Raw genomic sequence first — 14,796 nt, 5'->3', positions numbered from 1 at the left:
TTATATTTAAAAAGATTAATCAGCAACGACTAGCGTCACGTCAATATTGTTGCGTGTCGCGTTGGAGTATGGGCAAACGATATGAGCGTCATCGACCAGTGCTTGTAGCGTATCGCGAGCAACGCCCGGTGCGGTGATAGTTAGTTTGGCTTCAATGCCAAAGCCGGTAGGAATTGGACCAATACCAATTTCAGCGGTAATCGACGTATCCTCAGGCAATTTAATATCTTGCTTGCCGGCAACCAGTTTGAGTGCGCCTAAAAAGCAAGCAGAGTAGCCTGCAGCAAATAATTGCTCAGGGTTGGTGCCTGGTCCGCCGGCGCCACCAAGCTCCTTTGGTGTTGATAACTGTACGTCTAAGGCATTGTCAGAAGAGGTGCTGCGGCCCTCGCGGCCACCAACTGAAGTAGCAGATGCAGTGTAAAGGACTTTTTCAATAGACATGGTGTAGCTTTCCTATAGAGTGGTTTGAACTACTGGAAGACTGGTAGTTTAGGGAGGCTAAGTTGATATCTCCTAAAACTTCCGGTACCTGTACTATTTTGCATCATTTGACGGATGATTGATAGCTAAATAAACGAGATAGAATAAAAAAATAGGTCAAAGCTAAATGTATAAGCTTTGACCTATCTGTATTACTGCTCCTGCTGTTTAAGCAGAGAATGCACTAATATGCATCAATCGACTAAACTGCTTCAACTTGAGTAGCGCAAGGACCTTTCTGGCCCATTCCTTCAACGAAGGAAACGCGTTGATTTTCTTCGAGTGTCTTGTATCCATCAGCTAGTATTTCTGAGTGGTGAACAAAGAGGTCTTTACCGCCATTCTCAGGCATGATAAAACCAAAGCCCTTCTCGCTGTTAAACCACTTCACAATACCTATTTCTTTTTTCAATGTAAATCCTAAATATAAAAATGACTAAAGCACAGTATGACAGCTATATATAAGCAATGCTAGTAATGTTACAAATGTTCTGTTTGTTAAGGACAGTGTGGTAAATAAGCTTTGTCTCTACCCACTGTAGCGTTTAAGTTTTTGATCAGATGACTGTTTTAGAGCAGCTTTTGTCTAACCTTCATGGTGATCCACTCGCTGATAACGACAGTTGCAAAAATCACGATAGCGATAATTAAAATTAAGACCGCACCGGCTGAACTGTATTCATAGCGGTCCATCGCTGTGCTTAGGGTGCCACCAATACCACCGGCTCCGATGATGCCGATAACGGCAGACTCACGGAAATTAATGTCTAAACGATAAAGTGATAAACCGACTAAACGTGGTAGACAACAAAAACCCGAATCTAAATAAAATTAGATTCGGGTCGAGAAAAGTGGTTTTAGCTAGTAATTACTTACGGCTTGAAAAACCAAGAATACGGTAAAGTGGGCAGAAGTTAATTAATGCTGTTGCTAATGGAATAATACCAATCCAACCCCATACACCGATGTTGCCGTTGATGGTTAAAGCAATTAAAACGATACCAATAATAATACGGATCAAACGATCTACGCTACCAATGTTTTTGTTCATAACATATCCTTTAAGTGATTGGAGAACAACTTTGTCAAACTCAATACAAGTACAGACTATTGTGTCAACACTTGTGATTAACTTAATTAATTATTGCTTAGACTCGATTCCACGGCGCTAACATAAGTAGGCGTGCTAAACCACAGAAGCCAGTCACGCCAGCCATAAGTAAGCCAGAACCAACAAAAGCACTTAAAATATACCAAGCAGGGTTAACCCAAGTACCAAGTACAACACCTAGGATAACCATGATGCCAACAGCGATTTGTACTTGACGTTGTAACTCTAAAGGTGCGTTAGGAGCAACCTCAACAGCTAAGCCTTGTTTTTGCCAAGAGTCGATACCGCCCTCTAAGATATAGTACTCTTTACAGTTTTTAGCGGCCGCAGCTAATTTATTAGCATTGGTGCGAGTGCGCATGCCTGATTGACACAGGAAAATAACCACGCCATCAGTTGGTAATGAGCTAGTAGACACTTGGTCTACTGTTTGGTTGCTAGAACCAGGAATATGGCGATGGCCATATTCACCAGCTGAGCGAATATCAACTAAGGTTGCGCCGTCTTTAACTAAGTCGGCAGCTTTATCTGGAGAAATGATTTGTAAAGTCATGAAAATGGTCTCTAATAAAAATTTAAGAACCCGAGTTTACGGACAGAAGATCTCTTTTAGATTGGAAACGATTTTATAAACTCTATCATGAGCAATGCGATAGTAAAGGGTTTGAGCCTCACGGCGATAGCTGATCAGACCCTCTTCGCGCATAATTGCAATATGCTGAAATAAGGCTGATTAACTTAGGCTTGAGTGTTGGTAAATTTGACCAACGTTAAGCTCACCCTTTTCGACTAATAAACATAATAGTAATAGTCGATGCTGGTTACCTAAGGTTTTGATAAAGTCGGGGGCCTCTTCGGTCAGCGTTTCTAATGATAAAGTTTGCATATTCATAACATCTGAGAATGACCTAATTTAGCACATTCTAATTTAAAAATCAATAGCTAAATGGCAATAGATTCGTCTTAATATTAAATTTTACTGTCCATGCAACTAGTTAAAGGTTTTTAGTCGTTTCTAATGAGATTCAGTTTGTAACGTTTGTAAATATATAACACTTTTCTAAATTATGACGCGATAAAAAATCTGCTTAGTTGTTATTAATAATTAGATATTTAAACTCAATTCTTGCTAGTGTAACTGGCTGTTTTAGCTCGTAATGACGCAGTCTATTTTGGGTATTAATTCCGATGAGCTGCGCTTGATTACTAGTTTGAATAAGCCGTGCTGGCTATCACCTGAGCTTTTACCTAAGGTAGCGGCAGGGGTGAGGATTAGGTGTTTTAGGCGCATCGCAGGTTTAGAGCGTTAATTGAATAAAGGGCCTAATCAGACCCTTTATTTGTCTGTGGAAATTAAATCAGCTTTTGTCTAACCTTCATGGTGATCCACTCGCTGATAACGACAGTTGCAAAAATCACGATTAAAATCATGCTGACCTTAGGCTAAGCCAGCGTGTTTAAAGCGGCATTTAGTTTTAAACCCAAACCGCCGGCACCCACTAAGCCGAGTACCGTTGATTCGCGAATATTAATATCCCAACGAAATACCGTAATACCGGCTAAGGTCGGTGCTACTTGCGGGAATATTCCCCAAGCAATCACTTGAGGGCGACAGGCCCCGGTCGCTGCAATCGCTTCTACTGCTGTGGGACTAATTTCTTCAATTGATTCGTAGAGCAGCTTACCGATGAAGCCAATCGATCTGAGTGCAATAGCTATAATGCCTGCTAAAACGCCGGGACCTAGGATAGACACTAATAATAAGGCCCAAATTAAGGAATTAATAGAGCGTGAAGAAACAATGATAAATAGAGCGATAGGGCGTAATAAGGTGCTGCTTGGCGTTGTATTTCGCGCAGCCAAAAAGGCCACAGGTACCGCCATGGCTGTTCCTAATAGTGTGCCTAAGGTCGCAATATTGAGTGTTTCCCACAACGGTGACCAAAGCTCGTTGATGGATGTCCAGTTTGGAGGAAACATACGGGCGCCAATGTCCTGCATTTGACGTGGAGCGTCGTAGATAAAAGCCCATATGGTGTCTTTGGTCATGACTTGAAAGCACCAGACGACAAAGGCGATACTGATGAACCAGATCATAAAGACCGCTGCGTTTTGTATGGGCGTGCGTTTATTCCATTTGGCCGTTGCCAGTGAATTTAGATTAATGACATTACTCATAGCATTTTCCGGCGCACCCAACTAGAGGCGTATTCAGCAATCATCACGATAGCGATAATTAAAATTAAGACCGCACCGGCTGAACTGTATTCATAGCGGTCCATCGCTGTGCTTAGAGTGCCACCAATACCACCGGCTCCGATAATGCCGATAACGGCAGACTCACGGAAATTAATGTCTAAACGATAAAGTGATAACCCGACTAAACGTGGTAGACATTGACTTAAAACCGCAAAGTCGAGTGTTTGTAGGAATCCGGCACCGGTTGCTTTTAAGGCGTCGAGTTGAGAGGCTTGAATCTCTTCAATATCCTCGGCTAATAATTTCGCTAAAAAACCAATCGTGGCAAAGGCGAGGGTTAGGAAGCCTGCAAAGGCGCCAAAACCAAATAAAGCAACCATGAAAATAGCCACAATAATTTCATTAAGTGTTCTGGAGAGAGCGATAATGGCACGACAAATATAATAGATCCAATGAGGACTTAAATTTTTTGCAGCACCGACGGCAATAGGAATTGAAATGACAATGCCGGCAGCCGTTGAGGTCAAGGCCATGGTTAAGCTCTCTACCATGCCTTGCCTAATATCAGTGCCACGCGTGGTAAAGTCAGGAGTTAAAAAGCCTTTAACAAACACCCAAGCTCTTTCCCATCCTTGACTAAGGCGTAGCCAGTTAATATCCAATGAGCCAATCGCTAATATTAAGTAAACGATAGCGCCGATGATTAAGGTGTAGCGCAGGATAGGGTTGCTGATAAAGGGTGGCTTTTTCCATTGGGTAGGATAAGCAGGCGGCTTTAATAAAGTAGCGGGGTTTTGCATAACAATCGACTATGGTTTAAGCTGCTCCAGTAGCAGATGTTAACGCCCGGTATGAGCCTTCAGCGACGTTTAGTTCGTCATCATCGCTGTCTGTTTTGTTTTGAGAGGCGAGTTTCTTACTGATCGTCGTCCAATCCTCATCACCGTAAATTTGATTGAGTACATCCGTATTTACGTCTTTGGCAGGACCATCAAAAACAATTTCACCGGCGCGTAGACCAACAATTCTAGGCAGGAATTCAGTGGCTAATACCACGTCATGAATATTCACAATAGCAGCAAGACCATTCTCACGGCAGAGCTCAATAATTAAACGCATTACTTGACGTGAGGTTTTGGGGTCTAAACTGGCGGTTGGTTCATCAATTAACATGAGATCGGGCTTTTGAATAAGGGCACGAGCAATACCAACACGCTGGCGCTGACCACCGGATAATTCGTCGGCGCGAACGTTTTCTTTGCCCTTAAGGCCGACACGATCTAAAAGCTCATACGCTTGAGCAATATCTTCGGCACTAAAACGCCGGAACCAACTGTTCCAAAAGCCCATATGACCTAAGCGTCCGGAGAGTACATTTTCCATGACGGTTAAGCGTTCAACCAATGCGTATTCTTGGAAAATCATGCCGATACGACGGCGCGCTAATCTCAAGCTATTTTTTGATAGCTTGCAAAGGTCGTTGTCCTGGAGAGAAATAGTGCCTTTTGTGGGTTCAACTAAGCGGTTTACACAACGGATGAGTGTTGATTTACCTGCGCCCGAAGGTCCAATCAGGCCGATGACCTCGCCTGATTGGACTTCGAGGTTGATCCCATGAAGCGCGACCATGCTGTTGTTGTAGCGCTTTTCTAGGTCAACAATTTTAAGCATTAAATATACCTTTAAGATGGATTAGTTACACTCGTAACTAACATTCATTGCCGCATCGATATCACGGACAACTTGCCAGTGCTCTTTATAAGAAATAGGCATGAATTTTTCTTGAGGAGGTTCAACCGGGTTGAACTCTTTAGCTAAACCGGTACCTTCCCAATTGAAGTTAAAGAAGGCTTCTTTAACCTTTTCAGCTAACTCGGGCTTTAAGTTATAAACGTAACCATAGCCGGTGGTAGGGAAAGACTGAGATTTGTAAATTGATACTAATTGCTCGCTCTTTACCACATCGCGCTCAAGCATACGAGACAAAACAGAGTTGGCAATGGCAGCGGCCGGGTAATCTTTATTGGCAACACCTAAAATTGAGTTGTCGTGCTTACCGCTAAATACAGGTTCAAAATCTGTACCTGCTTCCATTTTAAATTCTTGCTTTAATAAAGCAGAAGGGGCTTTGTAGCCTGAGTTAGATGTCTCAGAGGTAAAAGCAAGTTTCTTGCCCTTAATGTCTTCTACTTTTTCAATCCCGCTACCGGGGTAAGTAAGGATTTCCATCTCGTAGCCGTAGCGATCATCATTGGAAGCCATCATGGCAAATGGTACGAAACCTGCGCAGTTGACTGCTAATGGGTTAGAACCCGTGTTAAAACCGGCAACGTGTAAACGACCTGCGCGCATGGTTTCTAATTGAGCAGCATTACTTTGTACCGGGAAGAACTGTACCTTTTTACCGGTTTCCTTGGCTAAATGATCAATAAATTCTTTCCACACCTCGGCATAAACAGCAGGGTCTTCAACCGGGGTATAGGAAAAGACGAGGGTTGATGGGTCAAGCCAGTCTTTAGGATCGGTGGGCGCATCTGCAATTAAATCGCCATCAGCGTCAGTAAAGCGGGTATCTAAAGCTTGGCTGCTCAAGGGGAGTGCGGCTAATAAAGCAGCTAACGCAATGCTTTTCAATTTAAACATGTTAAATCCTTATCAGATCGTAATTAAAGAGATATTACTTAGTGACAAAATGTTAACAGGCCATTGTTGCAGTTTCATGAATCAAAAAATGGTGTTGCCGCTGTTGTGTGATGCCAAGCTAAGTAAAAACTTACTCTTTAATTGGTAGCGCTTTTTGATGTGTTTGCACGCTGTATTTCGGCTGGCGTGGAGTCAAAGAATTTCTTAAAGGCTTGACCGAAGTTGGACACATGCTGATAGCCGCACTCATAAGACACCTCACTAATACTGAGTTGATTTTGCACGAGGAGCTTAAGTGCCAAGATCATTTTTTGCTGATGCATCCACTCACGAAGACTGCAATTAAAATGGCTTTTAATACGACGTTGCAGTGTGCGTTCGCTAAGGTGTAGATAATCAGCCAATTCCTGTGCGCTTAAGCGGGGTTGATATGCGTTGGTGAGCTGCCTGATAAACTCGTGCTGAGGCTTAATTCGAGCGATGGCTTCGTGTTGGGCGCAATCACTGGCAAAATTTTCCCATAACTGATCGAGCAGCTTGAGAGCGGAGTAGTCAAGTACTAACGAACTGGGGGAGGGGCTCATGGTTTGTTGTAAAAAGTTTAGGCTTAAGTGACGCTGTTGAGCATCCAGTTCACGAATGCGTACGGCCTGTTGATAGAGGCCCGGGTAGTGGTGTTGATCGTCATCATCGATCCAACGGTCTATCCCCTTGATAGCGATTTTAGTACTTTGTTCGCCACTGACTAAGTAGCGGGTAAATAAACTGTTGTTGTCAGGTGTGATTAAAATCAGCTTGCCATGAGAGGCGGCTGTAATATCGTAGCGCTGCTCATTAATGGCAAAGCGTAGGCTGCCTTCCAGTAGGACGATGAGATTGACGTAGCGATTAATGATGCGACCTGATTTGAGGGATTGACTGGGGCATAGCGTACCACCATGAATGCTCAGCCCACTGTTAAGCTGTCTAAAAAAGTATCGCCCCTCTAAAAAGTCATGTGCCTGATCGTGATTAACTAACCAAACTAGGTGATCACTATGGAAGAATTTGCTTGTCATTTACCGTTTGTCCACAAATCAATATACATTGTCGCTTCTTAAATAAGAATCGTTCTCAATTATTGTAACGAATCATTTAAAATTTTTCTTAACTTTATTGTGAGGGAAAAATGTTTAAATTAACGTACTTACGTGCTTTGCTCGGATGCTATGTAGTGTTCGGTGGCCAGATGGTTTATGCGCAGTCAGCTCAAACAAATGATGAGGGTGAGATTGTTGACTTAGCGACGCTTCATGTCGTCACGGAGCGTGAATATGATGCCATTGTGACTGACAATACACGAGATTACAGCTCTTACGCTGCCACAGTCGGCTCTAAGCTACCAACAGTGGTGCGTCAAATTCCGCAATCGGTCAGTATTATTACGAGCGCTCAGATTCGTGACCGTAATGTCAAGACCTTTGACCAACTGGCTGAGCGTACACCGGGCTTACGGGTATTGCGTAATGATGATGGTCGTTCTTCGGTCTATGCTCGTGGCTATGAGTATGATGAATATAGTATTGATGGTCTGACTGCACCAATGCAAAGTATTAATGGTACGTTGCCGAACCTGATTGCCTTTGACCGTGTGGAAGTGCTGCGCGGCCCAAGTGGTCTATTTGATAGTTCCGGTGAGATGGGTGGGGTGGTAAACTTCGTTCGTAAGCGCCCAACCAAAGAGTTACAGGGGGCTTTTAACTTAGGGTATGGTACGCGTGATTATTATGTAGTTGATGGTGATGTTTCCGGACCATTAAATAGTAGTGGGACAGTGCGAGGGCGCATAGTGGCTCAAACCTCAGGTGAGTCTCCGCGTCCTGCTAAAAATAATAACCACCATGAGACTTTTTATGGGGCATTGGATTGGGATATCTCCCCATCGACTACCTTGGGTTTAGGTTATCTCTACCAGCAGCGTAAAATTACTCCGTTTAATGGTCTACCCACAGAGGCTGATGGTAGTGTGTTGCCATTGCCCGATCAGACCTTTGTCGGCAGCTCGTGGAATGATTTTACGATGGATAGCCATGACGTATTTGCCGATTTAAAGCATCACTTTGCGGATGGTTCTTTTGCTAAAGTGTCTACGCGTTATTCTGATCGTCATGCAGACTCTAATTATACTTTTGCCGGTAGCGCCTTAGATACGCAGGGTTTTGTTGCTGTTACCGGGCTTGGGACGTTAATTAAGCAAGAAAGTTTTAGCATTGATGCGAGTTATAGCCGTTCATTTAGACTAGGTTCGACAGTTAATGAATGGGTGGTCGGAGCGGACTATCACTATGCCAATACCGATTATGATCAAGCGCGAGCGCGTTCTTTAGGTAAAGTGCATTACACGGACGTTGAGCGTATTGCTTATGTTGATTTAATGGGTTCAGCTAAAGCAGGTCTTGCCGGTTTTAGTCATTCGTTGACAGAAACGACGCTTAAAGAAAGCGGTTTATATACTAAATTTGTCATGCGTCCTACTGATTACTTTACGGTGATTGTAGGCGGACGTCTTGGTCGTTATGAGATACAGTCTGGCGATGGCGTTGATAAAGACAATAGAAGTGATACTAAGTTTACCGGTTACGGTGGGGTAGTACTCGATCTTAATGAGCAAAATAGCCTATATGCCAGTTATTCTGCTTTGTATCGTCCACAAGAGTCGTTAGGTGTTGATAATAAGCTACTTAAACCTCGTCATGGCAGTCAGGTTGAGTTGGGCTATAAAGGGGCCTTTTTCTATGATGCCCTAAATGTACGTCTTTCTCTCTATCGAATGCGCGATGAAAATGCTGCAGCCAGTATCCCCGCCAATAACGCTCAATTCGCTGCGCTTGGAAAGCGTGTGATGCAAGGGGCGGAGTTTGAAGTAAGCGGCCAAATAACAGATAAATGGCGTATACATGCAGGTTATAGTTATCTCGACAGTGATATTGAGGTGGGCTCAACCACGCGCGATGATGGGATTTTCTTGCTGATGCCGCGTCATACTTTCAACTTATGGTCGACCTACGATGTAACGCATGCGCTGGTGTTGGGGGCCGGTATTAATGCGATGACGTCGATTGAATCATCACAGGGGGTTAGAGGGCCGGGCCATGCTACCATCGATGTGATGGCAAGTTATCAGCTGACAGAGCGTTTGAAGTTGCAGTTAAACGTGGATAACGTGGCAAACCGCAAATACTATGCGCGCGTCGGTTCGTTTAATACCTTTAATATCCCGGGTAAAGAAAGGACGGCAAAAGTAAATATCAGTTATCGTTTCTAAAATCGTGTTATTAAAATTAATCAGGTAGATGAGAGGATTCATTTTTTTAATTCTAATGGCTTTTGCACCCTTATCGGTAGCCCAGACAAGGGGTCCGCTAGGGGTGCTAAGCGAGCCTGAGCCCGTTGAATTAAGTTTTGCTAAAGAGATTATGGTTGAATCACAAGCAACAAAAAGAAGGTATAGAATTCAAACGGCACTTTTTGGTCCTAAACCTGACAGCGGCTACCCCGTCTTATTTGTTTTAGATGGCGATGCTTATTTCTCTAGTGTAGTAACCTTTGCTAAGGCGCTTTCGCAAAGCCCGGCGAAAGACAATGCGCTGTCTTTATTAATCGTCGGTGTAGGCTATTCCGCAGATAACTTGCTCGATATTAAGCAGCGTTCTTTGGATTACACACCGCCACTACGAGAGGATGCGACTGAGGAGGAGCGAAAGAGTTACGGACAGGGTGACCGCTTTTATGAGTTCCTAAATTACGAACTCACGGATTATTTAGCGATTAACTTTGAGTTAGATTTATCGAAATTAGCAATTTATGGGCATTCATTCGGTGCACTTTATGGGCTCTATGATTTATTGCATCAAGACTCCCGATTTACTTATTTTGTTTTATCAAGCCCGTCTATCTGGTGGCACAAACAGCGTATCCTTGACTTTGCCGATAGTTGGCAGCAAACACATCATAAATATGTACGGATTACCGTTGGAGAGTTAGAGGCAGTCGCAGCGCGTGATGATGCCAGACGAAGACATCGCGATATGACGGGTCAGGCTCAGAATCTTTATCAGCAATTAAAAGCTGAGGGGGTGGCCGTCGAGTTTGCGACCTATGCCGGCGAATCGCATGGTACGGTCGCTTATAAGTCAGTTTTAGATGGTCTAAGGTTTTTACAGAAAAATTTACGATAAACTAGGGTGGTATATATTTAGGTAGTTTTCAATGTTACAAAGCAAAGTATGATTGCCAAGCCAGTGATTAAATGGGCAGGTGGCAAATACCGATTGTCCACAACTATTATTCAGGAATCCCAAGACTTTATTGATTGGGATTCTTTTGATCGTTATGTTGAGCCTTTTGTTGGTGGGGGCGGTATGTTTTTTGCCGTCTGTAATCAATTTCAGTTCAAAGAAAAGGTGATATCTGATGTTAATCCTGAGCTGATTAACCTCTATCTTAAGCTCAGAGATCAGAGCAATGAGCTGCTAATATTATTGCGGGACATTGAAGCGGAGTTTAATGCCTTGCCAAGTGATGAGAGGCGGGAGCAGTTTTATTACTCAACGAGAGAGAGTTTTAATCAAGGTATCGTTGCGCAGGATGCGAGTCCAGAGCATGCGGCTTTATTTGTTGTTTTAAATAAGCTTGGCTTTAATGGTCTCTATAGAGTAAATAGCAGCGGGCTGTTTAATGTGCCTTTTAGTAAGAAAAAGCGTATTAAATTAGCTGATGAGCATAATGTGCTGAAAGTAAGTGAGCTTTTACAAGACACCGAGATTTTGTTGGGTGATTTTGCCGAGACGTTCAGTTTTGCAGATGAGAGGACGTTATTTTATTTTGATAGTCCCTACAGACCATTGTCTACCACGTCGACTTTTACCTCCTATGCCAAAACTGCCTTTGATGATAGCGAGCAAATACGATTAGCACGTTTTTGTGATCAGATTCATGCGAAAAAAGCCAAGTTTATTTTAAGCAATTCCGATCCTAAAAACACCCAAGCAAGTGATGATTTTTTTGATGAACTATATATAGAGTACCGTTTGCTGAGAATTAATGCTCGGCGTGCTATTTCAGCTAAGGCTGAGGGTAGGGCGAATGTGTTGGAGATATTGGTCATAGGAAGCTAAAAGGCGCCCCTAATATAAAGGAGCGCCTTTTTAGTGAAGTTTAATAAGCGTTAAGCGGCATCACGATGATAGTGGCGCAAGGCGTGTTCGCGACGACGGCCTTCACTATAGGCAGAAACGCGTTTTAAATACCCAATGACGCGTGTGCCATAATCGATGTCGCTTGAGCCGCAACTGCTGCAAAACTGTAAGGTTTGCTTATCGATGTGCTCACACTCATTGCAAATGGTGATTTTTACGTTAATGCAAAAATAATTACAACCGGTACGAGCAGCAATGTCAAATAGAGAGCGATAGCCCTGTTTGGTTAGCGCTTCGTCCATATTTAGGTGGAGTGCCGAGCCGCCATCCAGCCAATCAACTAACTCACTACCGTGTAAGAGTAATTTATCCAAAGCATTAACCTTTTCGTCTTCGACCGGGTAGAAATAGGAGTTATAGCATTCGCGAGAAACTTTATAACCGTCATCAGCATCCCATTTTGCATTTTTAACACCTAAGTTTTCAGCAGGAACAAACTCGGTATTGAAGCGCACCCCATAGTGAGCAGAGGCGATTTTGTTCGCATCAAAAATAGTCTTTAAACGGCTTTGGACAAACTCAATGTATTCAGGGTTGTAACTGGCCTTGATGCCTTGAGATTCGGCAGCCTCAACCATGCCATTAATACCAATCGTCAGAAATTGCTTATCCATGGTAATAAAACCGGCATCATAAACTGAGAGCATACCTGCTTTTAAGTAGTCTTCCATCAATTGACGGTACGCATATTGATAGCGATGGATTTTATCGACTTCAACCGCTAAATCTCGCCCATCTTGTTCCAGCCTGTTCATATTGATGGTGATAACATTAATTGAACCGGTGGCGACACCTCCTGCACCCAAGGTATAAGAGAAAGTGTGGTCATCAATTTCATTGCGTAAACGGCAGCATGAGGCGAGTGAATCAGGGTTATCTGATAAGTAGATAAAGAAAGAATTACCTTCCGATAGCTCTTTAGCTAATTGATTGGCAAACTGGTCATCTTTACATCTGCCATCTTCTGTGAGCATTGCGGCTGTAACCACAGGGAAAGTCAGAATGGCTTTGGTGCGCTCTTTATTAAACCAAGTTAGGAAAAAGTCCTGCAGTCGCGCGACACTTTCCCAAACAGGTTTAGTAAAGTCCGGAAATACAAAGTTGCCAAACATGGCATCAAAGTAATAATGGTCGTAAACAGAAATATTCCAAAACACACTTTGATAACCACGAGCGGCTGCCGGTTGGTTGATGCTATAGACGACGTGTTGTAGATGATTAGCGATCTCTTCCGGGTGAGTTTCAAGGTAGTTATCACCGTAATCCTTGCGAGCAAAGTAATCAAAATAGTTTAGAAACTCTACCGTTGCTACTGCGCCGGCAAATTGCGCGCTAATAGCAAAGACTAAATTGACAAAGGAGCCGCAAAAGGAATCTAAATGCTTTGGTGCTTTGGATTCGCCACCGAGTTTAGTCAGGCCATCGTGCAAAAATGGATATAAGGTGACAGAGACACAATAGGGCTTTAAGCTAGTCTCATCATGTACGTAGATTTCATGGTTCTCTATCTGGCGAATATATTCATCAGCCAGTTCTTGTCCAAAGAGCTCGGCTATCTTTGCGCTGACTTGAGCACGATTGATTTGTATGAAGAAGTCTTTAAGTAATTCGCTCTCCATCGTTGCAATGTTCTTGTGAGTTACATTGGCATTCGCATCCATGGTTGAACCGTCCGCAGCATTGTGGGCGGAGATATAATTCCGCATAAAAGCGAGCTTATCACTAATTTGGGTTGGAGTTAAACGTATCATGTCTTTATTCCTTGCGTAGGGTAGGGTGAAAAAGATGATTAAGTAGGACACCGCTGCGTTGGCTTATAAAACGTTGATTAGTTGTTGGATTATCTAGACCACCACGTTCAGGAATCCAAGGACCGGTTTTTAAATAGTCCAAGAGCGGTAATAACTCAGCTGGCACCTGCTCTTTTTCAAAGCCTGTATATAAACAAGTCTTTAAATCAGCCTCTTGTGCTAACTGTAAATAGGTTAATAACTGTTCAGGTAGCCATTCGCCACCCATAAAGAGAACACAGGTTATTAAGTTCTTATACTGTTGTAGTTGTTTGGAAAAATGCTCGGGAGTTAATAATTTGCCGGAGCCTACCTTCCAAGTGTCTGCGCTGTGACAGCCTTTACAGCGTAAAGGGCAACCAGTGATGTGATAGGCGAGCGATACTTCGCCCGGCACTTCTAGCCAAACAACTTCTTCATGACGGTATCTTAAATTTTTCATATAACTACATATTGTGTTTTCTGATAAATAAAACACCGCATATTGTGTTTAGTTGGATTATCGCCAAGTTAACCCAAGGTGACAAGCAACAGAAAGACAAGTGTTGACACAGATCAAAGTGGATAAAATGTAGGGTTATTGTGAATGTTGTCGGGACTGCAAAAGCCTCTATATAAGGGGTTCAAGAAGGGGGGTAAGCCGGAGATAAAGGTGGGAGGATGTTTTAATGACACAATTTGTCGTTAAAACACACAAGTTGCTTGACAGGTTGAGTTAGATGGGTCATAATTCATCTCTTTCGTTGCTCACGCATTAGGGAAATCCCTAAGAGACTAAAAAGCTGTGAGTGATGAAAAGCAACATCGATTTATTGGTTTTAAATTATTTTTAAGTTTTGATAAAATGGTGTTGACAAGAAGGTTTGAATGATTCATAATTCATATCTTTCGTCGCTAAGGCAACTGGGGTTATCCCGGAGGTTGATGAAAAGAAACTTTTAGTTTCTTGCGACAAAAACAACACTTCGAATTAAGTTTTTAAATTAATTTAAAGTTTTTGATAAAAAGTGTTGACAAAGAGATTTAGATGGGTCATAATTTAAATCTTTGCTGCTCACGAAGCACTAGTTAATAAGTTCTAGTTTTTATTATTAACGGCGGATGTGACAGGGTGATGACAACAAATTAATTGATTAAATAGTGCATCGTTAGGATGCGATTTAGTTTGATTAATTACTTGGTTGAAATCAGCCAATATGTTCTTTAACAATTTAACAACCGATAAGTGTGGGCACTTGGCATAATGTGCAGTCACCGTTTCACGACGGTGAGCCAAATAAATTATGTTTTAAGTGCTTATACTTAAGTTATGAAGAAATAGTAAGGTTTGATA

16 protein-coding genes are annotated in these 14,796 nt (G+C 42.7%); 3 read left to right on the top strand and 13 right to left on the bottom strand.

The genetic code is table 11. The annotated features are described in order from the left end of the window. Positions 1 to 15: 15 nt before the first annotated feature. The 11 genes from B092_RS0101765 to B092_RS0101710 form a co-directional block, all read right to left on the bottom strand. Entirely contained in the window at positions 16 to 444 is a 429-nt protein-coding gene (locus B092_RS0101765; protein WP_018573527.1) for an organic hydroperoxide resistance protein, read from the bottom strand. A 241-nt stretch (positions 445 to 685) separates the two neighbouring features. Next, complete coding sequence (locus B092_RS0101760; RefSeq protein WP_018573526.1) at positions 686 to 895, bottom strand: cold-shock protein; 210 nt, start codon at positions 893 to 895, stop codon at positions 686 to 688. 158 nt (positions 896 to 1,053) lie between these two features. Beyond that, positions 1,054 to 1,176 carry a hypothetical protein gene (locus B092_RS15985; RefSeq protein ID WP_018573525.1) on the bottom strand — a complete coding sequence of 41 codons (123 nt, stop codon included), beginning with the start codon at positions 1,174 to 1,176 and terminating at the stop codon, positions 1,054 to 1,056. A gap of 175 nt (positions 1,177 to 1,351) precedes the next feature. Beyond that, positions 1,352 to 1,534 (bottom strand): YgaP family membrane protein, encoded by a 183-nt coding sequence (locus tag B092_RS0101750; protein WP_018573524.1) that lies wholly within the window; start codon positions 1,532 to 1,534, stop codon positions 1,352 to 1,354. 97 nt (positions 1,535 to 1,631) lie between these two features. Further along, on the bottom strand, positions 1,632 to 2,147 hold the full coding sequence (locus tag B092_RS0101745; RefSeq protein ID WP_018573523.1) for a rhodanese family protein: 516 nt from the start codon (positions 2,145 to 2,147) through the stop codon (positions 1,632 to 1,634). Positions 2,148 to 2,327: 180 nt separating this feature from the next. Continuing rightward, the gene (locus B092_RS16075; RefSeq protein ID WP_309473712.1) at positions 2,328 to 2,480 is read right to left on the bottom strand and encodes a hypothetical protein; all 153 of its coding nucleotides are present in this window, start codon (positions 2,478 to 2,480) and stop codon (positions 2,328 to 2,330) included. A 557-nt stretch (positions 2,481 to 3,037) separates the two neighbouring features. Beyond that, positions 3,038 to 3,772 (bottom strand): phosphonate ABC transporter, permease protein PhnE, encoded by a 735-nt coding sequence (gene phnE, locus B092_RS13465; RefSeq protein WP_018573520.1) that lies wholly within the window; start codon positions 3,770 to 3,772, stop codon positions 3,038 to 3,040. After that, on the bottom strand, positions 3,769 to 4,593 hold the full coding sequence (gene phnE / locus B092_RS0101730) for a phosphonate ABC transporter, permease protein PhnE (RefSeq protein WP_018573519.1): 825 nt from the start codon (positions 4,591 to 4,593) through the stop codon (positions 3,769 to 3,771). Before phnE (B092_RS0101730) ends, phnE (B092_RS13465) begins: the two co-directional genes overlap by 4 nt. A 16-nt stretch (positions 4,594 to 4,609) precedes the next feature. Beyond that, entirely contained in the window at positions 4,610 to 5,464 is an 855-nt protein-coding gene (gene phnC, locus B092_RS0101725) for a phosphonate ABC transporter ATP-binding protein (protein ID WP_018573518.1), read from the bottom strand. A 21-nt stretch (positions 5,465 to 5,485) separates the two neighbouring features. Beyond that, positions 5,486 to 6,436: a phosphate/phosphite/phosphonate ABC transporter substrate-binding protein gene (gene phnD, locus B092_RS0101720; RefSeq protein ID WP_018573517.1), complete on the bottom strand. Its 951-nt coding sequence runs from the start codon at positions 6,434 to 6,436 to the stop codon at positions 5,486 to 5,488. Between the two features lie 137 nt (positions 6,437 to 6,573). Beyond that, positions 6,574 to 7,494, bottom strand: a complete 921-nt coding sequence (locus tag B092_RS0101710; RefSeq protein ID WP_018573515.1) for a helix-turn-helix domain-containing protein — start codon at positions 7,492 to 7,494, stop codon at positions 6,574 to 6,576. Positions 7,495 to 7,604: 110 nt separating this feature from the next. Between B092_RS0101710 and B092_RS0101705 the strand changes: the two genes are divergently transcribed. From B092_RS0101705 to B092_RS0101695, 3 genes are all read left to right on the top strand, one after another. Beyond that, positions 7,605 to 9,740 (top strand): TonB-dependent siderophore receptor, encoded by a 2,136-nt coding sequence (locus tag B092_RS0101705; protein WP_018573514.1) that lies wholly within the window; start codon positions 7,605 to 7,607, stop codon positions 9,738 to 9,740. Positions 9,741 to 9,891: 151 nt separating this feature from the next. After that, on the top strand, positions 9,892 to 10,653 hold the full coding sequence (locus tag B092_RS0101700) for an alpha/beta hydrolase (protein WP_160115315.1): 762 nt from the start codon (positions 9,892 to 9,894) through the stop codon (positions 10,651 to 10,653). 48 nt (positions 10,654 to 10,701) lie between these two features. Beyond that, positions 10,702 to 11,592, top strand: a complete 891-nt coding sequence (locus tag B092_RS0101695; RefSeq protein ID WP_018573512.1) for a DNA adenine methylase — start codon at positions 10,702 to 10,704, stop codon at positions 11,590 to 11,592. A 50-nt stretch (positions 11,593 to 11,642) separates the two neighbouring features. On the opposite strand, the gene nrdD is transcribed toward B092_RS0101695, so the two are convergent. Continuing rightward, the gene (gene nrdD, locus B092_RS0101690; protein WP_018573511.1) at positions 11,643 to 13,424 is read right to left on the bottom strand and encodes an anaerobic ribonucleoside-triphosphate reductase; all 1,782 of its coding nucleotides are present in this window, start codon (positions 13,422 to 13,424) and stop codon (positions 11,643 to 11,645) included. A 4-nt stretch (positions 13,425 to 13,428) separates the two neighbouring features. Continuing rightward, positions 13,429 to 13,905, bottom strand: a complete 477-nt coding sequence (gene nrdG, locus B092_RS0101685; protein WP_018573510.1) for an anaerobic ribonucleoside-triphosphate reductase activating protein — start codon at positions 13,903 to 13,905, stop codon at positions 13,429 to 13,431. Positions 13,906 to 14,796 lie beyond the last annotated feature (891 nt).

Origin of the sequence: Oligella ureolytica DSM 18253, assembly GCF_000373745.1 — a bacterium.
In the GTDB taxonomy this organism is placed as follows: Bacteria; Pseudomonadota; Gammaproteobacteria; order Burkholderiales; family Burkholderiaceae_B; genus Oligella; species Oligella ureolytica.
Note: the sequence above shows the minus strand (reverse complement) of the source record. Positions and strands in the feature narration are given on the sequence as shown.